The sequence below is a fragment of the Sodalis sp. (in: enterobacteria) genome, from assembly GCF_047607725.1.
Classification (GTDB): Bacteria; Pseudomonadota; Gammaproteobacteria; order Enterobacterales; family Enterobacteriaceae; genus JBLKSS01.
On sequence record NZ_JBLKSS010000075.1, the window covers coordinates 1 to 20,864 of the forward strand.

General features: G+C 57.0%; 22 protein-coding genes and 2 pseudogenes. 11 read left to right on the forward strand and 13 right to left on the reverse strand.

Annotated elements, in window-relative coordinates; all coding sequences use genetic code 11:
• Window positions 1-67 precede the first annotated feature (67 nt).
• The 4 genes and pseudogenes from ACMX3H_RS07400 to mdtG all read left to right on the forward strand — a co-directional run bounded on the left by ACMX3H_RS07400 (window position 68) and on the right by mdtG (window position 3,778).
• A complete protein-coding gene (locus tag ACMX3H_RS07400; protein WP_415210347.1) occupies window positions 68-193 on the forward strand; it encodes a hypothetical protein in 126 nt (41 codons plus the stop codon).
• A 38-nt stretch (window positions 194-231) separates the two neighbouring features.
• Window positions 232-1,293, forward strand: a complete 1,062-nt coding sequence (locus tag ACMX3H_RS07405; protein ID WP_415210348.1) for an NADH:flavin oxidoreductase/NADH oxidase — start codon at window positions 232-234, stop codon at window positions 1,291-1,293.
• Window positions 1,294-1,457: 164 nt separating this feature from the next.
• Window positions 1,458-2,381, forward strand: a complete 924-nt coding sequence (locus ACMX3H_RS07410; RefSeq protein ID WP_415210349.1) for a Kdo(2)-lipid IV(A) acyltransferase — start codon at window positions 1,458-1,460, stop codon at window positions 2,379-2,381.
• Window positions 2,382-2,560: 179 nt separating this feature from the next.
• Window positions 2,561-3,778, forward strand: a pseudogene (mdtG, locus tag ACMX3H_RS07415) (multidrug efflux MFS transporter MdtG).
• Between the two features lie 116 nt (window positions 3,779-3,894).
• On the opposite strand, the gene ACMX3H_RS07420 reads toward mdtG, so the two are convergent.
• A complete protein-coding gene (locus ACMX3H_RS07420; protein ID WP_415210350.1) occupies window positions 3,895-4,314 on the reverse strand; it encodes a hypothetical protein in 420 nt (139 codons plus the stop codon).
• Between the two features lie 312 nt (window positions 4,315-4,626).
• Here ACMX3H_RS07420 and ACMX3H_RS07425 point away from each other — a divergent pair, with 312 nt between their 5' ends.
• Entirely contained in the window at window positions 4,627-5,007 is a 381-nt protein-coding gene (locus tag ACMX3H_RS07425; RefSeq protein ID WP_415210351.1) for a MysB family protein, read from the forward strand.
• Between the two features lie 85 nt (window positions 5,008-5,092).
• On the opposite strand, the gene ACMX3H_RS07430 is transcribed toward ACMX3H_RS07425, so the two are convergent.
• The 4 genes and pseudogenes from ACMX3H_RS07430 to ACMX3H_RS07445 all read right to left on the reverse strand — a co-directional run bounded on the left by ACMX3H_RS07430 (window position 5,093) and on the right by ACMX3H_RS07445 (window position 10,673).
• A complete protein-coding gene (locus ACMX3H_RS07430) occupies window positions 5,093-5,323 on the reverse strand; it encodes a YceK/YidQ family lipoprotein (protein WP_415210352.1) in 231 nt (76 codons plus the stop codon).
• A gap of 88 nt (window positions 5,324-5,411) precedes the next feature.
• A complete protein-coding gene (locus tag ACMX3H_RS07435; protein ID WP_415210353.1) occupies window positions 5,412-6,053 on the reverse strand; it encodes a hypothetical protein in 642 nt (213 codons plus the stop codon).
• A 558-nt stretch (window positions 6,054-6,611) separates the two neighbouring features.
• Window positions 6,612-9,154: pseudogene (gene mdoH, locus ACMX3H_RS07440) on the reverse strand (glucans biosynthesis glucosyltransferase MdoH).
• Complete coding sequence (locus tag ACMX3H_RS07445) at window positions 9,147-10,673, reverse strand: glucan biosynthesis protein G (protein ID WP_415210354.1); 1,527 nt, start codon at window positions 10,671-10,673, stop codon at window positions 9,147-9,149. Before ACMX3H_RS07445 ends, mdoH begins: the two are co-directional and overlap by 8 nt.
• Before the next feature lie 252 nt (window positions 10,674-10,925).
• Between ACMX3H_RS07445 and ACMX3H_RS07450 the strand changes: the two genes are divergently transcribed.
• Complete coding sequence (locus tag ACMX3H_RS07450) at window positions 10,926-11,075, forward strand: hypothetical protein (protein ID WP_415210355.1); 150 nt, start codon at window positions 10,926-10,928, stop codon at window positions 11,073-11,075.
• A 151-nt stretch (window positions 11,076-11,226) separates the two neighbouring features.
• On the opposite strand, the gene ACMX3H_RS07455 is transcribed toward ACMX3H_RS07450, so the two are convergent.
• Window positions 11,227-11,745, reverse strand: a complete 519-nt coding sequence (locus ACMX3H_RS07455) for an O-acetyl-ADP-ribose deacetylase (protein WP_415210356.1) — start codon at window positions 11,743-11,745, stop codon at window positions 11,227-11,229.
• A gap of 220 nt (window positions 11,746-11,965) precedes the next feature.
• On the opposite strand from ACMX3H_RS07455, the gene ACMX3H_RS07460 reads away from it, so the two are divergent.
• Together ACMX3H_RS07460 and ACMX3H_RS07465 are read left to right on the forward strand one after the other, a co-directional pair.
• Window positions 11,966-12,829 carry a beta-glucosidase gene (locus ACMX3H_RS07460; RefSeq protein WP_415210357.1) on the forward strand — a complete coding sequence of 288 codons (864 nt, stop codon included), beginning with the start codon at window positions 11,966-11,968 and terminating at the stop codon, window positions 12,827-12,829.
• 51 nt (window positions 12,830-12,880) lie between these two features.
• The gene (locus ACMX3H_RS07465) at window positions 12,881-13,147 is read left to right on the forward strand and encodes a hypothetical protein (RefSeq protein WP_415210358.1); all 267 of its coding nucleotides are present in this window, start codon (window positions 12,881-12,883) and stop codon (window positions 13,145-13,147) included.
• Between the two features lie 580 nt (window positions 13,148-13,727).
• On the opposite strand, the gene ACMX3H_RS07470 is transcribed toward ACMX3H_RS07465, so the two are convergent.
• The gene (locus tag ACMX3H_RS07470) at window positions 13,728-13,913 is read right to left on the reverse strand and encodes a DUF2158 domain-containing protein (protein ID WP_415210359.1); all 186 of its coding nucleotides are present in this window, start codon (window positions 13,911-13,913) and stop codon (window positions 13,728-13,730) included.
• A 120-nt stretch (window positions 13,914-14,033) separates the two neighbouring features.
• Window positions 14,034-14,828 (reverse strand): SDR family oxidoreductase, encoded by a 795-nt coding sequence (locus ACMX3H_RS07475; RefSeq protein ID WP_415210360.1) that lies wholly within the window; start codon window positions 14,826-14,828, stop codon window positions 14,034-14,036.
• A gap of 549 nt (window positions 14,829-15,377) precedes the next feature.
• On the opposite strand from ACMX3H_RS07475, the gene ACMX3H_RS07480 reads away from it, so the two are divergent.
• Window positions 15,378-15,641, forward strand: coding sequence for a hypothetical protein (locus ACMX3H_RS07480; RefSeq protein ID WP_415210361.1), 264 nt, complete (start codon window positions 15,378-15,380; stop codon window positions 15,639-15,641).
• A gap of 351 nt (window positions 15,642-15,992) precedes the next feature.
• On the opposite strand, the gene ACMX3H_RS07485 is transcribed toward ACMX3H_RS07480, so the two are convergent.
• Window positions 15,993-16,715: a phosphohydrolase gene (locus ACMX3H_RS07485; protein WP_415210362.1), complete on the reverse strand. Its 723-nt coding sequence runs from the start codon at window positions 16,713-16,715 to the stop codon at window positions 15,993-15,995.
• A 619-nt stretch (window positions 16,716-17,334) separates the two neighbouring features.
• On the opposite strand from ACMX3H_RS07485, the gene ACMX3H_RS07490 reads away from it, so the two are divergent.
• Window positions 17,335-17,610, forward strand: coding sequence for a DUF2188 domain-containing protein (locus tag ACMX3H_RS07490; RefSeq protein ID WP_415210363.1), 276 nt, complete (start codon window positions 17,335-17,337; stop codon window positions 17,608-17,610).
• A gap of 61 nt (window positions 17,611-17,671) precedes the next feature.
• Here ACMX3H_RS07490 and ACMX3H_RS07495 read toward each other — a convergent pair whose 3' ends face one another.
• From ACMX3H_RS07495 to ACMX3H_RS07505, 3 genes are all read right to left on the reverse strand, one after another.
• Entirely contained in the window at window positions 17,672-17,857 is a 186-nt protein-coding gene (locus tag ACMX3H_RS07495; protein ID WP_415210364.1) for a hypothetical protein, read from the reverse strand.
• Window positions 17,791-18,057 carry a hypothetical protein gene (locus tag ACMX3H_RS07500; protein WP_415210368.1) on the reverse strand — a complete coding sequence of 89 codons (267 nt, stop codon included), beginning with the start codon at window positions 18,055-18,057 and terminating at the stop codon, window positions 17,791-17,793. The genes ACMX3H_RS07495 and ACMX3H_RS07500 overlap by 67 nt, the downstream gene beginning before the upstream one ends.
• A 146-nt stretch (window positions 18,058-18,203) precedes the next feature.
• Window positions 18,204-19,091, reverse strand: coding sequence for a LysR substrate-binding domain-containing protein (locus ACMX3H_RS07505; RefSeq protein ID WP_415210365.1), 888 nt, complete (start codon window positions 19,089-19,091; stop codon window positions 18,204-18,206).
• 201 nt (window positions 19,092-19,292) lie between these two features.
• On the opposite strand from ACMX3H_RS07505, the gene ACMX3H_RS07510 reads away from it, so the two are divergent.
• Window positions 19,293-20,471 (forward strand): L,D-transpeptidase family protein, encoded by a 1,179-nt coding sequence (locus ACMX3H_RS07510; RefSeq protein ID WP_415210366.1) that lies wholly within the window; start codon window positions 19,293-19,295, stop codon window positions 20,469-20,471.
• A 201-nt stretch (window positions 20,472-20,672) separates the two neighbouring features.
• Here ACMX3H_RS07510 and ACMX3H_RS07515 read toward each other — a convergent pair whose 3' ends face one another.
• Entirely contained in the window at window positions 20,673-20,798 is a 126-nt protein-coding gene (locus ACMX3H_RS07515; RefSeq protein ID WP_415210367.1) for a hypothetical protein, read from the reverse strand.
• Window positions 20,799-20,864 lie beyond the last annotated feature (66 nt).

The following is a 20,864-nucleotide window of genomic DNA, read 5'->3' on the forward strand; positions in this document are numbered from 1 at the left end:
ATCATCGCCGGATTATCCATGATCTGACAGCCGTCCCTTATAGGATGCGGGTTCACTAGGCATCGTAGTGGAACATATTCTTACCGGGCCATACAACAAACCCACCAATAATTCAAGACGTCCTCCACGGGGCGCTTACACGATACCCCTGTCGGCCACCACTATTAGCGACGACCCGTGTCGGTTAAGGTAATCATCCCGGCCGGCCATTTATCTTTGAGAGGCCCTCCAATGAGTCAACTGTTTAGCCCTATCGCTCTGGGCAACCTGGAGCTGGAAAACCGTATCGTGATTGCGCCGATGTGCCAATATTCCGCCGATGAGGGGGAAGCGACCTCATGGCATACCGTGCATCTCGGGCATTTGGCGCTGTCGGGCGCCGCGCTTTTAATCCTTGAGGCCACTGCGGTCAATCCGGTCGGGCACATCTCCCCGCAGGATCTGGGATTATGGGACGATCGGACAGAGCAAGCCCTGGCGGTGGTAGTCGATACGGTAAAAAAGCATTCCCCGATTGCGCTGGGGATCCAACTGGCCCATGCCGGGCGTAAAGCGTCCACCCAACCGCCCTGGTCCGGCGGAGGAGCTATTGCTGCCGAAAAGGGCGGCTGGGAAACGGTCGCGCCGTCGGCGCTCGCCTATGACGACGCTTCCCCCGCGCCACGCGCGCTAAGTCTCGACGAGATAGCGGCGCTCATAGACGATTTCGTCACCGCGGCCAGACGCGCGCAGCGTATCGGTTTTAATCTCATTGAACTGCACGCCGCCCACGGCTATCTGCTGCATCAGTTTTTATCGCCGTTGACGAATCAGCGCGAGGATCGCTACGGCGGCAGCCTGGAAAACCGCATGCGCCTGACGCTTGAGGTGTTTCAGGCCTTGCGTCAGGCGCTACCGTTAACCATGGCGGTAGGCGTGCACATTTCCGCCTCCGACTGGGTTGACGGCGGCTGGGACGAGGCGCAATCCGGGGCGCTCGGCCAGGCGCTGAAAGCGGCCGGCTGCGATTATATTCACGTTTCCAGCGGCGGCCCCGGCTATCAGGTACCGTTCGCCAGGCGCATCCGCCAGGAAACCGGTCTCACGACCTTCGCGGTCGGCATGATTACCGAACCGGAGCAGGCGATTATCGCCAACGGCGACGCTGATGCAATCGCGTTGGCCCGCGGCGCGTTATACGATCCCCGCTGGCCCTGGCATGCGGCCGCCAAACTCGGCGCGCAGGTACAAGGGCAGAAGCAATATTGGCGCTGTGAACCTCATGAAGTGAAGGGGCTATTTCGCCGGACGTAGCGTTATTCACCGCTTATTGCACAAAAAGCGCGCGCCAATAGTCCGATAATGCCCCGGGCGCGACGCTTTATTCCACCGCGGCAAAAAAAATGCCAAAATATTGCAAGGTATTAACGGTACGAATGAAATACGGGCTGTCCCGTAACGTTCACACTTGAGACGCTATGACCACACTTCCTGTTTTTAATCGTTCATTGCTGCATCCGCGTTATTGGCTAACCTGGCTGGGTATTAGCGCGCTCTATCTGCTGGTGCTACTGCCTTATCCGCTGCTTTATACCTTGGGGACCCGCCTGGGGCGGCTCGCGATGCGTTTTATGCGCCATAGAGAGGCCATTGCGCGCCGGAATTTGCAATTGTGTTTTCCCGCTATGCCGGAACCGGAGCGCGAAGCGCTGCTGCGGCAAAATTTTGAGTCGGTCGGCATGGGGCTTATCGAAACCGGCATCGCCTGGTTTTGGCCTGATTGGCGCATTAAACGCTGGGTCACCGTCAGCGGCCTGGAACATATCGCCAACGCGCGTACGGAAAACAAAGGGGTGCTGCTTATCGGCATTCATTTTCTCACCCTTGAGCTGGGCGCGCGAATTTTCGGCATGTATAATCCCGGCATCGGCGTTTATCGCCCCAACGACAACCCGCTGCTTGACTGGCTACAGACCTGGGGACGTTTGCGGTCCAATAAATCCATGCTGGACCGCTCCGATATCAAAGGCATGATCCGCGCGCTGAAAAACGGCGATATTATCTGGTACGCGCCGGATCACGATTATGGGCCGAAAAGCAGCGTATTCGCGCCGCTGTTCGCCGTCCCCGAGGCCGCGACGACCGCCGGCACCTATCTGTTGGCCAAAATGGCCAAGCCGGCGGTGATCCCCTTCATGCCGCGCCGCCTGCCGCAGGGGCGCGGTTACGAGCTGCTGATTCTGCCTGATGAACGCGACATGCCGCTCGATAGTGATATCGCCACCGCCAGCTATATGAATAAGGTGGTGGAACAGGCGATTCTGCGGGCGCCGGACCAATACATGTGGCTGCACCGCCGCTTCAAAACCCGCCCGCCCGGCGCGCCTTCACTGTACCGCTAATGCCTTGCGCGTCAGCGTCCGCCGGCGCGGTGATTGCAAAAGGCCGCGCAAAAACGACCGGTGAAATTGCCCCAGCCCCCCTTTCGGCGCATACTGTGCCTCTGACTTAATCTCCCCCGGTGAGAGCGTTTCCAGCCCTGTTGTGTTGTCGACCGCCGTAATTACGTAATCAGGACGTCATGACGCCGGAACCGATCCTCATCAATTGGAAACTCAATCTTTTTGTGACCTGGATAGGCTGCTTTCTCACCGGTGCCGCCTTCAGTCTGGTCATGCCGTTCCTGCCGCTCTACGTTGAGCTGTTGGGGGTTTCCTCGCCCGAAAAACTGAATTTTTGGTCCGCCGCGGTATTTAGCATCACGTTTCTGTTTTTCGCCATCGCGTCGCCGATATGGGGCGGTCTTGCCGATCGGAAAGGCCGCAAAGTCATGTTGCTACGCTCGGCGCTGGGCATGGCCATTGTCATGATGCTCATGGGCCTAGTGCAGAACGTCTGGCAGTTTCTAGTCTTGCGCGCGCTGCTTGGCGGTTTCGTGCCTAACGCCAACACGCTTATCGCCACCCAGGTGCCGCGCAACAAGAGCGGCTGGGCGCTGGGCACGCTTTCCACCGGCGCGGTAAGCGGCGCGCTGATTGGCCCGCTGATAGAGGGGCTGCTGGCGGATCTCTACGGTTTACGGCTGGTCTTCTTCATTACCGCGCTGGTGCTGTTCATCTGCTTTATCACCACCGTGCTGTTCGTGCAGGAGCGTTTTACCCCCGTGCAGAAAAAAGATATGCTCTCTGGGCGTCAGGTGCTGGCCTCGCTGAAAAATCCCCGCCTGGTGCTGAGTCTGTTTGTCACTACGCTCATCATCCAGGTCGCCACCAGCTCTATCGCGCCCATACTGACGCTGTATGTCCGTGAACTGGCGGGTCATTCGCAAAACCTGGCGTTTATCAGCGGCATGATTGCCGCCGTGCCCGGCATGGCGGCGCTGTTGAGCGCGCCGCGCCTGGGCAAGCTCGGCGATTAGGTCGGGCCCGAGCGCATCTTGATTAGCATGATGGCGTTGTCGGTGCTGCTGCTGATCCCCATGTCATTCGTTCAGGCGCCCTGGCAGTTGGGCGTCCTGCGCTTTCTGTTGGGCGCCACCGACGGCGCGCTGCTGCCGGCGGTGCAAACCCTGTTGATTTATAACTCCTCCAGCCAGGTCGCGGGCCGCATTTTCAGCTATAACCAATCATTTCGCGATGTGGGCAACGTCAGCGGGCCGCTCCTCGGCGCCTTTGTTTCGGCCAGCTATGGTTTCCGGGCGGTCTTTTTTGTGACGGCGCTGGTGGTGATGGTCAACGTGGTGTATTCCTGGTGGAGCCTGCAGCGCAGCGCGGCACGCATCAGGCTCCCTAATGAGTGATGCAAAAAAGTGCGGCGCGCTAACGCCGCCGCCAAAATCGACCGTCGTAGGGGGGGGGTGACGGCCGTCTACTACCGGGACGCCCGCCACAGGGGCGCCCTGAAAACCACGTTTTCTTAGGGCTGAGGCGCGCTTTGCCCGGGCCTGGGCGCGGGTTTTCCACCCCGCTCCTCTCCTGCACCCGGTTTATGATCCGGTATCGCCACCACGGCCACCCGTACCTGGTAATGTACGCCGTTCGCCGCCGGCGGCAGAATGCTGTTCAGTTTCTGCAGGCTTTCCGTCGGATTATCGCTGGCCATTGAGGCGCAAAACAGTTCAACGCCGCGGCAAAAGCCTTCACCATGACCGCCCGGGCCGCCGTGCGCCCACGGGAACGGAGGCAGCGGCATCCCCAGCGTGGGCTGGCCGTATTGCGCACCTGGAGGTGGTGGCGTATTGCCGGCGCCGGCGGGGGCCGCCGCCAGCGCGCCGAGGCTCGCCGCACCGGCGGTGGTCATCAGGGCAATGGCCAGTAAGGTATTGCGCTTCATCATGTTTTTCTCCTCTAGGTCGGGTTTACCCCTTCACTTTAGCGATTCCCAATCGCCCCGTGTAGACCTTTGCGAAACCTTTACCCCTTGCCGTAATCTTCTTTGCAAAATTCCGTCGTCGGAAACATTCACGGGGTAATCAGCCGGTTATCGGCCGACTCACCCGCGGTCACGCCGTCCGGGGCCTGTTTTTCTTCTGCTATCTACTGTTTAGCGGGCGGCACTTGCAACTTTGGCCAGAGCGACAACAATTACTTCTACGCCCGTTATCGGCGTGACGACCTCTGCCCCCCTCATCAGCACAGGAGAGTAACAATGAGCATGTATGCAACTCTGGAAGAAGCGATCGATATCGCCCGCGAGGAGTTTCTGGAAGCGTCAGCCGACAGCAGCAAAGAGGATGAAACCCCGTCAGTGCAACAATTCAGCCTGCAGAAATATGTCCTGCAGGACGGAGAGATCATGTGGGAAGCCGAATTTCAAGCGGAAGAAAATGACGCCACCGAGACGATGTCGTTTCGCACCGGTGAAGCCGCACAGGCGATTTTCGATGGTGATTACGATGAAACCGAACTGCGCCTGGAGTGGCAGGAGGAAAATACGCTGCACGAGTGGGACGAGGGCGAATACCAATATGAACCGCCGCTCGATACCGAAGAGGGTAAAATCGCTTCCGATGAGTGGGACGCGATGTAATGCCCCGCCCACCTCGCGTCACAACGCCGCGCTAACGCCGTCGTTGCCATTGTGCCACGACGGCGGGAACGGCCGAGCCGGCGGTTTAATCGTATGGGCCATGGCGCCAATCCACCGGCAGCAGTAGTGTGTCCACCACCATAGACAGGGGTAAGTCAATAATGGTGAGGTATTTCCACGCCGAGTCGCGCAGATCCCACTGCACCCCCGGATAAAATTGATTGCCGTGCCCTTGGCCGGGCACCGTGCAGCTGATGCTGCCGCCGCCGCCGGTAAGCAACAGCAGCGCGGCAAACACCAGACAAAATCGTCCCATAGTGGCTTTTATTACCTGATTGAAAACAGCGGTCTTATGTCCGCTCCTTGGAGAACGATCGTGCCGACAGCATGCCGGCACGTGCAGGTTATCGGTCTGCCGCGACCGGCTGCGTCACTTGCGCGTCATTACCGCGCTGGGTGTGGAAATACGACAGGATCCCCAGCAGGCAAAGCGTGTAGCCAAACAGCTCAGTCCCTTCTTCCACGGCGCTTTTGACGGTACGGATGAAATCATCCGCCAGCAGGGTGTGCCATAGCGTGCCCATACCCATCAAACGGGCGAACAGCAGCACCGTCAACAGACCGGCACTCAGCATACCGTAGCTGGGGTGTTTAAAAAAGCCCACCAGCCCGGCCAAGGTACGTTGCGGCGCGCGGCCGGCATAGATAAGCGCCGCCAGCGTGACCACCAGCGCGAACCACAGCCAGCTGCCGTGGCGGATGATATCAAACGCAAAATCCATCTCGCGGATCAGCATACACAGAAAAAAGCCGCCGATCAGCACACTGCTGTGGCGCAAGGCGGGATTACGCAATAACAGGCCGTGGATCACGACAATGACCAGTAAAATCAGCTCCTGCGCGATTTCCGTCAGCGAAAATTCATGTTCCCCATTATGAAATCCATTAATATCGATAAACAATAATGAAGTCAGCAGCGCGATGACCGCGGCACAAACCAGAAATACACCCAATTTTTTTACGACAAACAGCCAATCACTCTGCATGGTATCCTCATACCCTGAATTTTGATCAGGATTTTAACGGCCAACACCGGCCGCCAAGTTACAATAAATGCTGCCAATCCATGATCTGGCTCCTTATTTGGAACAAAATGGTTTATTTGTGGTCTGGCGTCACCTCAAACCACTTACGCCTGCGCTTTTACGCGGGAGTAAATGACGCCACGCATTGCGGCGCAAAAATAAGATGCGCGCCTCGTCGCCTACGCCCTTGCGCAGGGATAATGGCCGCGCAGATGGCCCTGAGCATATTCGGCGGCCGTTACCCGCCATCTACAACAGCAAAAAGCGTTAATTATCTCTCTAATTATATCCTATCCATGCGGCATCTCCGCCTGGCCTGAAGAGGGGAGAAGCCGCGGCGTGACCTTTTCCGACCTTACCTGACCCTGGCGACGGAGAAGGAAATGTTCCGTTTCCCTTTCTGACTGAATTACCGCGCTAATGGCATAAACGGGAAGCCGCTTTCGTGCAAAAAAACCCCGGCCGCGGGTAAACGGCCGGGTTTTGATTAGGTAGGGTCAGTTGCGGTTGAGTGAGCGTCTAGCGCTGCCTGGCGATGACGGGCGTGAGCCAGGCGGCCATATGCTCCGGGTGCGACCACAACCGCAAGTGCAGCCGGGACAGTGTGACCGGATCGCTTAATACGGCCAGACGCTGGGCGGGCGTGAGTTTCGCCGGGCCCAGGGTCAAGGCCGCGGCGAGATGCTCTTGCCGGTTACGCTCGACCACAGATCCGAGATGCCATGACGCGCGGTCGCCATGCCCACTGCCAGGGCGTTATAGGCCGGGTCCACCACCGCACGGCGGAAGCCGCCCGCCAATATACGGGCGCGGTTGCGCTGCAGATAAGTCTCGGTAGCCACCAGTTCCTTCGGCGGCGAATACTCCTCGGGAATGAGAAACAGACCCGCGCGCTGACATTTCAACCCGAGACCTGCCCGGCTGGAATAGACACCCACCCACGGCGACAGGATAAGCGACACCACGATAGGCGAGAGCCACCACAAAAAGCGCAGATCCAGCCAGGCCATGCCGCCGGCCCATACCAGACCGAGCAGCATTTGCGAACCGTGGCGCTTAAAGGATTCACTCCAGGGGGTCGCGTCGTCGTCACGCTGCGGCGAATTCCACTGCACCGACCAGCCCAGGAAGGCGCTCACCACAAACAGCGTGTGGAACAGCATCCTGACCGGCGCCAACAGCACGGAAAACAGCATTTCCAACAGCATCGAGACGGTCACCCGCAGCACGCCGCCAAATTCCCGCGCGCCCTTGGCGATGATAAGAATGACGCTCAACAGTTTGGGCAGGAACAGCAGCACCAGCGTCGTGGAAAATAACGCTATCGCCAGCTCCGGGCGCCATTGGGGCCACACCGGGAAGAGCTGGCGCGGCTGCAGGAAGTACTGCGGCTCCACTAGCGTGTGCACCACCTGCAGGGCGGTCGATAGCGCTAGAAACATAAACCACAGCGGCGCCGATAAATAGGACATGACGCCGGTCAGGAACACCGCGCGATGGACCGGATGCATCCCCTTGACCAAAAACAGCCTGAAGTTCATCAGGTTACCGTGACACCAGCGGCGATCGCGTTTAAGCTCATCCAGCAAATTGGGCGGTAGCTCTTCATAGCTACCTGGCAAGTCGTAGGCTATCCAAATGCCCCACCCCGCCCGGCGCATCAAGGCCGCCTCCACGAAGTCATGGGATAATATGGAGCCGGCGAAGGACCCTTCGCCCGGTAGCGGCGCCAGCGCGCAATGCTTGATAAACGGCTCGACGCGGATAATGGCGTTATGGCCCCAGTAGTGGGACTCCCCCAACTGCCAAAAATGCAGGCCGGCGGTGAATAACGGCCCATAAACCCGGGTCGCGAACTGCTGGCAGCGCGCGTACAGCGTATCCATGCCGGACGCCTTCGGCGCACTTTGGATAATGCCGGCACGCGGATTGGCTTCCATCAGCCGAACCAAATTGGTCAGGCAATGGCCGCTCACGACGCTGTCGGCGTCCAAAATAACCATATAGGAGTACTGATTGCCCCAGCGCCGGCAAAAATCGTCGATATTACCGCTTTTGCGCTTCACCCGCCGGCGCCGGCGGCGATAAAAAATGCGCCCCGTGCCACCGGTTTCTTCACACAGTTCCATCCACGCTTTTTGCTCGGCGACGCAGATATCGGGATGATAACTGTCGCTGAGAATATAGACGTCGAAGTGATCTATCTGGCCGGTGGCGACGACGGATTCATAGGTCGCGCGCAGACCGGCGTACACCCGCTCCACGTCTTCATTACAGATAGGCATAATCAGGGCGGTGCGATGCGCCGGATTCAGCGGTTCATCGCCGGTGGTACTGGCGGAGATGCTGTATTTATCATGGCCAATCAGCAGTTGCCAAAAGCCCATCAGCGCGGTCCAGAAGCCGGCCGACACCCAGCAGAACAGGATGGCGAACAAGATGAGGATCCCGCTTTGCAACACATACGGCAGCAACTGTAGCACCGACTGCAGCAGGTCTTGATGGATCATATCCATCGGATCGATAAGCGCTCAGCCCTGGTACGGCAAAATGGTCTTCATGTACCAGGTGGCAATGGCGGTCTGGAACAGCGTGAGCGCCAGCAAAATATAGCGACGGATGGTACCGACAATCCGCCAGTTACCGTCTTCGCGGGCGGCCATTTCCTGCTTATGGCGCGGCGCGCACGACCTGCCGCGCAGCACCCCCCAGAAGCGGACCAGTGGGTTGGTAAACCAGGGTTCGGGAAACATGGTGGTGCGTTTGATGGTCGGCATCGCCTTAATGGCCGTGCGCCCACGACTATCATGGACCAACAGCTCAGGATGGCGCGCGGTTTGCGGCCAGGCCATATGCAAACGGCTTTTTACCGACCGCAGCGCCACATCCTCGTCGGCAAGATTTTCGCCATCGGGCCCCGGTCCATCGCTTAAAGCCTGGTGCACGGCATCAGGCGCGTCTTCGCCTTGCCCACGCAGTCTGTCGCGCAGGCTGACCTTTTGCTCGGCGGCAAGCGGCAACGTCTCGACATAGTCGAGGCTAGTGGAGGTAGAATTATTCATTGGCAGGCAGCAGATAGCTCCAGGTTTCGGTCAATGTCTTATCGCCGTTAACCAGTGCGGCACGCATCTCGGTAGGTTGCTTGGTGTCTTTCACCTTAAGACGCAGGGTCAGACGCCAGCCGTGGGTAACCGGATTGAAACGGACGCTGTTTTCGACCACGTCGGCATTGTCGCTCACGCTAATCTGGGAAGCGACCGGTGCGGCCGGGTCCAGCTCTTTCAGCGGCTGGCCAACGAAGTCCACCTGGAAGGCGGTCGTGCCGTCCGGCTGACGCGTCAGGTTGGTCTGTTTCACATCCCCCGCGGAACGTAGAGTTTGTTTCACATAGGCGAAATCCGGCGAATAGATTTTATCTTCATCGCACGAAAAGTGCAGCCGATAGGCGAGTTCCAGCGGCTGACCGACATCCGGCAATTTCTCCGGCGTCCAGAACGCGACGATATTGTCATTGGTCTCATCGTTGGTGGGGATTTCCACCAGCTCGACATGCCCTTTGCCCCAATCGCCGCGGGGTTCAACCCAGCCGCTCGGGCGCAGGTCGTAGCGATCATCGAGATCCTGATACTGGAAGAAATCGCGCCCGCGCTGTAGCAGCCCGAAACCGCGCGGATTTTCCACCTGGAAAGTGCTCACCGACAGGTGACGGGGATTATTCAGCGGACGCCAGATCCACTCGCCGTTGCCGGCGTGAATCGACAAGTCGTTGGAGTCGTGCAGCGCGGGACGGAAATTCATCGTGGTTGCCGGCTGATTAGGCCCGAACAGGAACATGCTGGTGAGCGGCGCCAGCCCCAGTTTCCCGATTTTATCGCGTAGATAGACACGAGACTGGTAAGCGCAGGTGGCGCGGGGGGAATCGAGCAGCGCATACAGCACCAGGTGCTTGTCGTTGGACTTGGGACGCTCAATCCAGAATTCACGAAAGCGCGGAAACTCTTCTCCCGACGCCAGCGCGGTATCGATCGCCAGACCGCGCGCGGAAAGGCCGTAAACTTGTCCTTTACCGATAACGCGAAAATAACTGGCGCCCAACATGCTGACAATTTCATCGTTTTTATCGAGCTGATTTATCGGATAAAGGATTTTGAACCCGGCGAAACCGAGGTCCTTCACCGCATCGGGATCGTGATTGACCGTTCCGAAGTTGAACATATCCGATGAATATTTGACCTCACTAACGGCGGTCGCCGTCACTTCATTGATTTTCACCGCCTGGTCGAAATACATCCCCTGATGGTAGAACTCGATTTTGAATGGGGTCGGTAAATCGTGCCACAGCGCCTTATCATGATTGAATTGGATTTGCTGATAGTCAGCGAACTTCATTTCGCGAAATTGCGAAGGCACATTGCTTTTTGGTGCTTCATAATTTTTGGCCGCCAGCGCCTGGGCTTGCTTAGCCACATCGTCAATAGAAAATGCCCATGAGGGCAAAGCGTATAGCGTCAACAGCACCGTGTCTCCCAGCCAACGGAGACTCGCTTTGGATGATTTGACGAAGAATTTATTATTTGGCACATCCCCCCTCTGCGTGTGCTCTTAATCATTTACAGCAATCTTTGATTACTGAAATCACTTCTCCGACAGCATGATACAGTAATGGTTCCTCTTATTCGCCTTCCCGGCACCCTGTATTTCAATAGGCTGAAAAACCCACTCTTCGAGTGATAAAAGATAGTCTATAAAAGGGTAAGCCAACAGTTGGCGCCCGGTTTGATTTTACCTGAGCCATCGGGCAGGGGTTAATGCTTTTTTCTCTTTCAGCGGATTATGGGCAAAAAAGCAGAATTTTTAACCCCGACAAATCAGCATATTGCCCTGACCGCGGACGATACCGTTCTGGTCGGGCCGGATAGCGCCCTTAAACCACCGGCGCCCGGAAAGATCTTATTACATTTCCTTGCCGGCGATGACCCATAACGCGGCGGCGCCGGTCATCACTGTATCCCGGCATTGAGGGAACGTCGATTGATACCCGGACCCTGGCGCGGTTTGTCGCCAATTTATCCCCGCGCAGCTAGGTCGCCCGCCGCCGATTGACATCAGCACCGTTTGGTTTGCCGCCGCCAATTTACGCCAGCGCCGTTTGATATAAACGCACATTTTCCGCATCGAAGCAGACAAAAATCACTTGCTGCGGCCAGTTATTGTGCGCCAGGAACGCGCGCACGGCGTTAATGGCGATACGGGCCGTGGCGGGTTTGGGAAAATCGTATACGCCGGTGCTGATATTAGGGAAAGCCAAACGGGCCAGACGGTACTCCGCCGCGAGCCGAAGGCTATTGTCATAGGCGCTGCGCAACAGCGCCGCTTCATCCTGCCCGCCGCCGCGCCAGACGGGGCCGACGGTGTGAATGATGTGACGCACGCCGAGGCAGCCGCCGCCGGTTATCACCGCCTCCCCCACGGCACATCCGCCACGCGCGCGGCGAATCGCCGCACATTCCTGCACAAGTGCCGGCCCCGTCGCACGATGAATGGCGCCATCGACGCCGCCCCCACCCATCAGCCGCTGATTGGCCGCATTGGCGATACCCTCGACCACCAGACGGGTAATATCGCCGGTGATGACCTGAATACGCGGGCGCATTATTTCTCCTCTCATCGTCCCGCGTGGAGAACCATTATCCCCTTTGCCGGTCATAAAGTGAACGGCGTGGAAAACCCGCCACGCGGGCCTAACGCCATTGTCTGGGCGATCGCAATTTAGGCGTTTTTCGCTCACGGACCTTTAGGCTGGGTCTACGCTTAAAGGACACGCTTCATTCGGCCCGCACGGCGCAAAACCGTCACGGTTAGGGGGATGCATTATGCAAGATCAAATTATCCATCACCTGCTCGCGATTCACGGCCCTTCACTCTTCCAAAGCTTTTTCCAGGCCGGCTTCGACTGTTCCACCGAATGGCGCGGCGACGGACGCCGGCTCGATATTATTCATTCCAGCGGCCATGAAATGCTGGCGGCGAAAGATTACGCCCAATTGGCCGACTGTCGACTCACCACCGTGCGCGATGGATTGCGCTGGCACCGTATCGAAACCACGCCCGGCCAGTATGACTGGTCAAGCTTTTTGCCGATGTTGCACAGCGCGCAGGCCAACGGACTCCAGGTTATTTGGGATTTGTGCCACTTCGGCTGGCCTGCTCATCTGGACATTTGGCAGCCGGCGTTTGTGGACAGTTTTGCCCGCTTCGCCGCCGCCGCCGCGCTGGTGCGCGGTGAAGGGGTGGTGCAGCCCGTTTATACCCCTATCAACGCGGTTTCATTTTGGAGCTGGGCGGGGGGCGATATGGCGTCCATCGCGCCTATGGCCTCCGGGCAAGGCAAGGCGTTGAAACAGCAGCTGGTTCGCGCCAGCCTGGCCGCCATGGCGGCGATCCGCGAGGTGGATCTCTCAGCGCGTTTCCTCCAGCCGGAACCGGTGGTGCATATCAATGCGCCGGCGGGCAAACCGGAGCTGGAACAGGCGGCGGAAGCCTTGCGCCTGCGGCAGTTCGAGGTCTGGGATATGCTCTGCGGCCGGGAAATGCCGGCGTTGGGCGGCGGTGAAGAGTGGTTGGATATCATCGGCGTCGGTTATCGGCCGGGCAATCAATGGTTTTATCAAAGTGAGATGATTGCGCTGGAGGACGGCCATTATCGCCCCTTCGCGACCATATTGCAGGAGGTGTGACAACGCTATCAACGCCCGCTACTTATCGCCGAAACGGGTGCGGAAGAGGGCATGCGCATCCCTTGGACGCGCTATATCTTTGAACAGGTGGTGCAGGCGATGCAGACCCACGTGGCGGTGGAAGGTATTTGCCATTATCCCATCGCCGACTACCGCAGCTGGAGCGAGAAAAAGCACCGGCCTTTCGGCCTGTTGGGTATGCAGGATGTCAACGGCTGCCGTTCAATTTATGAACCGTTGGAGTTGGAGTTGCGCGGGCAGCAGATACGCTTGGCGGGCCTGCTCAAGGACGCCGAACCGCGCCAGGTCAGGCGGTAGGGGTGTCGGCGAGTCATTCTGTCGCCATGGGCCATCCGACCCGCCGTTAGGGCGCCTTTTTATAGCAGGACTGGACATCAATAGGATCCGCCGAATGGCGGAGATCGTTTAACCAGGCTAGACCGAATAAAACCGTTACGGCGATTAAAATGGGTATTAACAAACCGATTAGCAGCAATAATTTTGTCTCATCAAGTTTGCTGGATTCCATATCTGCTCCTTTCCCTCGCCGATAATCAGATTATCCAGAGTGTCATCAAACTGACAAAGATGATAAAGGTTCCTGACGCAATCGCCAATACCGCAATGGCAAACTGCGCATCGCTCAATGTTTCGCGATGATATTTTTTGCGACTGATTCGACGGCGTATTTTCACAACACATTTTTCTGATGTAGCAACGGAAACCAACCTGTACAGCCGGCGAAAACAGCAGATAAATTAGGTGAAATACAACGTGAATGCAAGGGGAAACGGCGCGCTCAGGCGCCGCACTGTCCGGCTAATACGGCCAAAGTACGCGGGCTTTAGCGCGTCATAAGACGTCAGGCTGGGTGACGCGCTGCGGCCTGCGGCTTGGATCAGCAGACGCCGAAATCCCCCTCTTCTTTGTATAGGGTAAGTTCTTCCGGTCTGAACGCCTTACTGTTCTCCTCGCCGGAATCCATCATCCCGCAATACACTAAGCCATTCTCGATTTTCACCACGCTCATCGCGGGTCCGCCTTTTTTTGGCTGTACGATATCGCCGGTTTCAAATGACATCATTACCTCCCGCCCGCAGGCTGAGTTATTGTTTCTCATCGAATCGCCGGTCATGCTGATGCGGCGAGCGGCCTGCGACGATTGCCGCGCCTCGGCCTTCGCGCCGCTTCTCCCGCCGACGCCCTATCCGTTGACCACTTCACCGCCGTTGACATGCAGCATTTGGCCACTCACATAGGATGAGTCCCTGCAGGCCAAATAGACATAAGCCGGCGCCAGCTCGGCGGGCTGGCCGGTTCTGCCCAGCGGCTTACTTTCGCCAAAACTGGCCACATGTTCGGGGCTAAAGGTCGAAGGCACCAGCGGCGTCCAGATCGGTCCCGGCGCCACCCCGTTCACCCGAATGCCTTTGGGAGCCAGGTGATTGGAAAGGGCACGGGTGAAAGAGGTAATAGCGCCTTTGGTCGACGAATAGTCGATAAGATCAGGCCGCCCCTGGTAGGCCGTAATGGAAGCGGTATTGATTATGGTGGCGCCGGGTTCCAAATGAGGCAATGAGGCCTGACAGAGATAGAACATCAAAAAAATGTTGGTTCGGAACGTCCGCTCCAGTTGCTGCGGCGTGATGGCGCCGAAATCCGCCTGCGGATGCTGTTCTCCGACCACGTTGACCAAAATGTCCAGCTTGCCGAAATGCGCCAATGTCTCATTGACCACCTGCGCGCTAAAACTCACCTCCCCCAAATCACCACGAATAAGTAACGCCCGCGCGCCATAATACTCTACGGCGCTGTGAGTCTGTTGCGCATCGTGATCCTCGCTCAGATAGACAATCGCCACGTCCGCCCCCTCTTTTGCGAAGGCGACCGCCACAGCACGGCCGATGCCGCTGTCGCCGTCGGTAATAACGGCGATTTTACCCTTAAGTTTGCCCCCCGCCCGATAGTCGGGGTCATCATAAACCGGCTGCGGATCCATCGCACTTTCTTCACCCGGCTGTGTATGCTGCCGCTACGCGGGCGGTGCCTGCTGTGGATATTTCTCGCTCATGGGCGCATCCCCTCTTCCTTAACCGCTAGCTTGTCATGAATCATTAGCCTAGAAGCTGCCGTAGGGAGCGCCAAACCGGAAAAGTATTAGTGAAACTTATCTCCGGCCTGACGGTAACCCCGTGGACAAAAGGCAGATCCACCGACGTTGTGGAGTGCCCCGGGCGCAGGACATACAGTTAACCCCCGCTGCAAGAGATGAAGAAAACGACAAAATAGGGTCATAAATCCGCCTTAAAGCGGGATCGGCACCCTATTCAATGCGAATGACACACAACCATAACAAATGGCGTGTCTTGATCGGCGACGTTAGCGCATGTCGCCTGTGGACACAAAATAATCGATATTATTTATAATAAAATGACAACAATAATAATAATTAACGTGATACTTCAACTTAATTCATGGATGTAGAGATAATTCGAGTTTGGGGGGCAAAGCACCGACGAGCTATTGCGGATTTTCTCAGGAGGGCGCCATGTATAGAAGATACTCAACCGATTTTGCCATTGCCAGCCTGGATGCGCAGGGCATCGTCCGGCGCTCGGACTGGATGGTGGTCTACTGTACCCATCCGGTAACCCGCGAATACCTCTGCGCCACGCAAGAATATCTATGCGTGGGCGCTACCCTTCCCCCCCATAGCTTTGCCGATAAACCCGTGCTTGCCGGCCAAAGGCTGGGCATTGGTGCGCAGCTGCGATGGCCGCTGTTGGCAAACGGTGGTCGATTTACGCGGTGAAGTGGCGTATTGCAAGGACACCGGCAGCCGGCTAAACATCGATTTTCTGGGCTATCTGCCGATAGGGCTGACCCTGCTGGCACCGACGTCACGACGTGATACGTGGGATGGTCAAAAATGGGTCCATCAGGATAATCATCGCTGCCATTGCGGCACGGACCCCGAAACGCCGAGTTAATTCTATTCTGCCCCCCGTCGCCACAGCGACCGCCCCACGCCATATAAGACCTCCTCGAGGGCGCCTATTTCCGCCGAGACCGGGCGAGCGGTGTCTTGTCGGAACCGGACGCGGGCAATCAACGTCACCCGTAGTTGAACGCAATCAATTGGGAAATGAAACGTTAAAAAGCCTCACTCCGCCGCCGCGCTCCCCTCCGCTTTATAACTCATACCAAATCTCTCTAGCGTTTCCTTATCCAGCTGGTAATATTCCCCTTTTAATTCCGCAGATAATTTACTCATAAACGTCACCAGATATTCGATATTATAGCGGGCCATTTCCCTGCCCAATTCCGTTTGCATACTGTCAGCCAAGGTCAATAATTTGGTTTGAAAATGATCAAAGGTATAATTGACATCATCCAGTGGCCGGTGCAAAGCAAGCGGATCGTCGGCGTGAAATAAGCCGCGTCCCAATTGCCCGGCCACATGAAACACTCGCGCTAAACCGATGGCCCCCAAGGACTCCAGCCGGTCGGCATCCTGCACGATTTTTGCCTCCAGCGTTTCCGGCGTGATGCTGGCGCTGAAGCTGTGCGCCTCTATCGCATGCGCCACACCACCATACAGCGGCGCCGGGAAATCGGGAAAATAGTCAGCGAGGATTTCTCGTGTTCGCAGAGCAGCCTGCCGTGATGCCAGATGACGTTCGGGGTGATTTTTGGGGAGATTGACCACGTCATGGAAATAGCAGGCGGCTAATACGATCCTTTCATCCGCGTCGGTAAACTGCATTATTTTACGGGCGGTTTTCCATACCCGACTGAAATGGGCAATATCATGCGCTTTGTCATCCTGCGGAAAATGTTGCTCCAGATATTCCTGAAAACGGCGTTCCCAATCCTCTAAAGTCATATCCCACTCCTACTTGCTATTAATTGCAATCGCATTATTAAGCCATTGCCTACTGCGTAATATCGCCGAAATCGCCGTCGATGTTGGAAGCTTAGCATAATCATTCGCTAATCTGGCGCGCAAACAATATTGCAGGTTATGTCTTATTCCAGCCGAAATAACGCGTTTAAGGGGCCGCACTACGCAAAACCGGCGTTGTGCCAAGGGATTGTCCGGCGCGCACGCGTGCCGTCGCGTGCGATAAAGCGCTTAAGGCCGGCATGCGCGGCATCACAGCCGCGAGCCTCGTTGTTGCCAACCCCCTCTTTACGTAGTTGCCGCCTAAGTTACCCACGCCCTTCTCCCTTTGTCCCGTTGCGCCTTATTTCCCTGCTGCATTTTCCCTTGTTATTTATCCCGCATCTCCCCTTCATCATCCTACCCCTCTGCCGCACGCCAGCGGGCCCCGCAACCGCTATTTCAGCATATCAATATGACAACCTGTCATTCGCCCGCCGGCACATCAGGCGAGTACCGGGCAGCAGCCCGCACATCAAGGTAATAGCGATTGCCTGCGCGGCGGACGGCCATTTAACTACCACGCTTATTATTGCAGTGTTAATACTTCTTTCGTTCCGCTGTGGAAAAGACGCTTGCCGCGCCGAACCGCTATCACTCAACAGGAGTTAAGATGGATAATTATCATGTCACTAAAGCTGAAGATAAATGGGTCTTAACCAAGGAAGGTAATAGCCGTCCCTCAAAAACGGCGGCGACCAAGGATGAAATTATTACCCTCACCCATAGTTATATGACCGGCAAAACGGCCTCGGTGAAAATTCATAAACAGGATGGCACGATTCAGGAAGAACGCACCTATCCGCGCCCCAGCGATCCCCGTAAATCCAAGGGATAACCGGTGCTGCCACCACCGCTCCGACGTCCTTTTACTCCCGCGGTAAGGCGTTCGGGGCGGTTTACCTTCCCCGGCTTACGGCCTGGGCAATGAAACGCCCGGCGAGCGTGATGCCCTCGAATGAAAGCGTATGCTCGTGGCCTGGAAAAATTTTCGCCGTCGCCTTCATGCCCACCGCGGTCAGCAACCGGGCGGCCAGCGGACTTTCGCTAGCGGGAATGACGTCATCTTGCCCTCCGTGCAGCAATAGAACCGGCGTCTGCGCCGCAGCCGGTTTTGTTCCGTTACCCCTACTACGCTGAACCACTGATAGCCTTGACCAAAATCGGAATGCGTCGGCGCATCGGGAGAAGCAAACTCACAGCCGGGTAACTGGTGCTTCCAGGCATCCGCCAGGGGGAGCAAATCATCGCCGCTGCGGGCCAGAAGGAAAATCGCCAGCGTCATTAGCCGCGCCAGCAGGCGCGCAAGCCTATGGCTGCGTTCATATTTCGCAAGATACCGTGATGCCGATCAGATGATAATCCTCCCAGTCAGAGGTTATTAATTTCCATTATGGAAGCAATTCCTCACCAGCCCTGATCCCAGGCTGGCTAGCCGCGGAAGCGGTTTGCGAGATAATCCACCAGCGCTCGCACCTTAGTGGCTAGATGACGTGCCGGCGGATAAATGGCGTACAGACCGAGCGGCGTCATTTCCCGCTGCGGGAGGAGCGGAGTGAGCCGGCCGCTGCGAAAATGCTCACCGCAAATAAACGAAGGAATACGGGTAATGCCCAGGCCGGACATCGCCGCGTACAAGCACGGGTCGGCGTTGGCGAAATGCAGACGGCTGTTAATGGTTATTGACACTGCGCCATCATCGCCATTGGAACCAAATTGCCAGTTCGGATCGCGAAAATTGGTATCAACGATACAGTCATGGAAGCGAAGATCGGAAGGTTGCGTCGGTTCGCCACGGCGCAACAAATAGTCCGGCGAGGCTGCCAGCACGATGTGCACATCACAGAGCTTGCGGGCAACCAGACTGCTATCGTCCAGCCGACCGATGCGCAGGGCGATGTCGTAACCCTCATCGACCAGATTCACCATCTGATCCGAGAAATCGACGTCGAGAATAATCGCGGGATATTGGCGGGCGAAATCCACCAGTACCGGCGCCAGCTGCCGGGCGCCGAAGGAAATGGATGAGTTCAGTCGCAGACGGCCCGACGGCGCATCAGCGGCGCTGCGCACCGAGGCGTCTAGCGCGTCCAGCTCATCGAGCAGGATTTTGATCCGGTGATAATAAGTTTGTCCAACCTCGCTGGGGGACAATGTGCGGGTAGTGCATTTGATAAGTTGCACGCCCAGACAGGCTTCGAGGCGCGAAATCATTTTCGACGCCTGGCCACTACTGGTGCCAAGACGAGCGGCGGCGGCGGCAAAACTCCCCATCTCCAGCACCGCCACCAGCATGCGATCGCAATCGAGCCGTTCCATTCGCGCTCCTTTTTTTGACGCAGTCACCCTCACAGATTATCACAGCATACGTTGATTCGCGTATACGCTGAGCAGAGCGTTACCGTTTCGGTTACACTTATTCTTTCCACGCCGGGGATTGAGCACATATAATGACCTCCGGCACATTATGCTGGGTAAACACTCATTGGCTGCCTGTAAGGCGATTACATCTGACACTTTATGAAAATGAAAATTCGCGCGTTCTGTAGCATGGTATTGGCAATGGCTGTTTACAGTCAGTCCGCCTTCGCCGTTGTCTATCCGTTACCGGAAGGCAAAAGCCGCCTGGTGGGGGAAAACTTGCAAATCACCGTTCCCGAAGGGAACAAACTACCGCTTGAACATTTTGCCGCACAGTTCCAAATGGGGCTCAGCAATATACTCGAAGCCAATCCGGGTGTAGATGTCTATCTTCCGGCCCCTGGCACCAAAATGATCATTCCACAGCAGTTGATTTTGCCGGACACTCCGCATGAAGGCATAGTAATCAACAGTGCCGAAATGCGTCTGTATTACTATCCCAAAGGCACCAAGACGGTCATCGTACTGCCAATCGGTATTGGCGAGCTGGGTAAAGACACCCCTTCCAACTGGGTGACCTCGGTGCAACGCAAGAAAGACGGCCCCACCTGGACACCGACTAAAGCCATGCACGCGGAATACGCCGCGCGCGGTGAAACGCTGCCGGAAGTTTTCCCGGCGGGCCCGGATAACCCGATGGGTCTCTATGCGCTGTATGTAGGCCGCCTGTATGCGGTTCACGGCACCAACACCAACTTCGGCATCGGTTTGCGCGTCAGCCACGGCTGCGTACGTTTGCGCGCCGACGATATCAAATATCTGTTTGATCATGTGCCGGTCGGCACCCGCGTTCAGTTTATCAATGAACCGGTAAAAGCCACGATTGAACCGGATGGTTCGCGCTATCTGGAAGTGCATAACCCGCTTTCGGTCACCGAGGAGCAATTTAACTCGAACGAGCCGGTGCCGATTAATTTGCTGGTTAACGTCAGCCATGTTCTGGTGGATCCCAGCGTTTATCAAGGTACGGTCGATCAGGCGCTGCAGCGTCGTTCCGGCATGCCGGAGAACATCACCGCCCAGGGCGACAACGGCCAAACTGCGACGGTACAGGTGCAGCCGGTTGATGAGCGTACCATTACCGAAGGTCCCGACACCGATCAAAAACAACAGGGCACCGCCGCACCGGTCACCCTGCAGACCAGCGTACCGGAACAAAGCGGCGCCGCGGTACCGGTGGACAATACCGCGCCCGCCCAAAGTGACACGGGTGCCGCGCCAATCGACCAGGCTACGCCTGCTGCCGGCGGCAACACCGACGGTCAAGAGGTTCAGTAACCGCAAAACGTTGCCCGCCACCCGGCGGGCAACGACATCTCCCTGGCGCAACCGTCTCAGGCGCGTCGCGCTAGGGCAGGCGAAACGCGCATCTGAACGTCTATCCCTTAAGCTCTCTCCTTGCCCCACAAACCAACGCATCACCCGAACGACATGTGTTCCCACGCGCCAGCGTCCCGGCCCCGACACAAAATGTTTGCCTCAACGGCCGCGAGACGCGATATGCTTGCGGGATTCTTTTGATTTGGAGTGGTCGTAAGCGCCCCGTGGAGGACGTCTTGAATTATTGGTGGGTTTGTTGTATGGCCCGGTAAGAATATGTTCCACTACGATGCCTAGTGAACCCGCATCCTATAAGGGACGGCTGTCAGATCATGGATAATCCGGCGATGA

Coding starts and splice junctions, on each gene's coding strand:
- ACMX3H_RS07405 (WP_415210348.1), top strand. CDS start 232: ATGAGTCAACTGTTTAGCCCTATCGCTCTGGGCAACCTGGAGCTGGAA.
- ACMX3H_RS07410 (WP_415210349.1), top strand. CDS start 1,458: ATGACCACACTTCCTGTTTTTAATCGTTCATTGCTGCATCCGCGTTAT.
- ACMX3H_RS07420 (WP_415210350.1), bottom strand. CDS start 4,314: ATGATGAAGCGCAATACCTTACTGGCCATTGCCCTGATGACCACCGCC.
- ACMX3H_RS07425 (WP_415210351.1), top strand. CDS start 4,627: ATGAGCATGTATGCAACTCTGGAAGAAGCGATCGATATCGCCCGCGAG.
- ACMX3H_RS07430 (WP_415210352.1), bottom strand. CDS start 5,323: ATGGGACGATTTTGTCTGGTGTTTGCCGCGCTGCTGTTGCTTACCGGC.
- ACMX3H_RS07435 (WP_415210353.1), bottom strand. CDS start 6,053: ATGCAGAGTGATTGGCTGTTTGTCGTAAAAAAATTGGGTGTATTTCTG.
- ACMX3H_RS07450 (WP_415210355.1), top strand. CDS start 10,926: ATGGGCAAAAAAGCAGAATTTTTAACCCCGACAAATCAGCATATTGCC.
- ACMX3H_RS07455 (WP_415210356.1), bottom strand. CDS start 11,745: ATGCGCCCGCGTATTCAGGTCATCACCGGCGATATTACCCGTCTGGTG.
- ACMX3H_RS07460 (WP_415210357.1), top strand. CDS start 11,966: ATGCAAGATCAAATTATCCATCACCTGCTCGCGATTCACGGCCCTTCA.
- ACMX3H_RS07465 (WP_415210358.1), top strand. CDS start 12,881: ATGCGCATCCCTTGGACGCGCTATATCTTTGAACAGGTGGTGCAGGCG.
- ACMX3H_RS07470 (WP_415210359.1), bottom strand. CDS start 13,913: ATGATGTCATTTGAAACCGGCGATATCGTACAGCCAAAAAAAGGCGGA.
- ACMX3H_RS07475 (WP_415210360.1), bottom strand. CDS start 14,828: ATGGATCCGCAGCCGGTTTATGATGACCCCGACTATCGGGCGGGGGGC.
- ACMX3H_RS07480 (WP_415210361.1), top strand. CDS start 15,378: ATGTATAGAAGATACTCAACCGATTTTGCCATTGCCAGCCTGGATGCG.
- ACMX3H_RS07485 (WP_415210362.1), bottom strand. CDS start 16,715: ATGACTTTAGAGGATTGGGAACGCCGTTTTCAGGAATATCTGGAGCAA.
- ACMX3H_RS07500 (WP_415210368.1), bottom strand. CDS start 18,057: ATGACGCTGGCGATTTTCCTTCTGGCCCGCAGCGGCGATGATTTGCTC.
- ACMX3H_RS07505 (WP_415210365.1), bottom strand. CDS start 19,091: ATGGAACGGCTCGATTGCGATCGCATGCTGGTGGCGGTGCTGGAGATG.
- ACMX3H_RS07510 (WP_415210366.1), top strand. CDS start 19,293: ATGAAAATGAAAATTCGCGCGTTCTGTAGCATGGTATTGGCAATGGCT.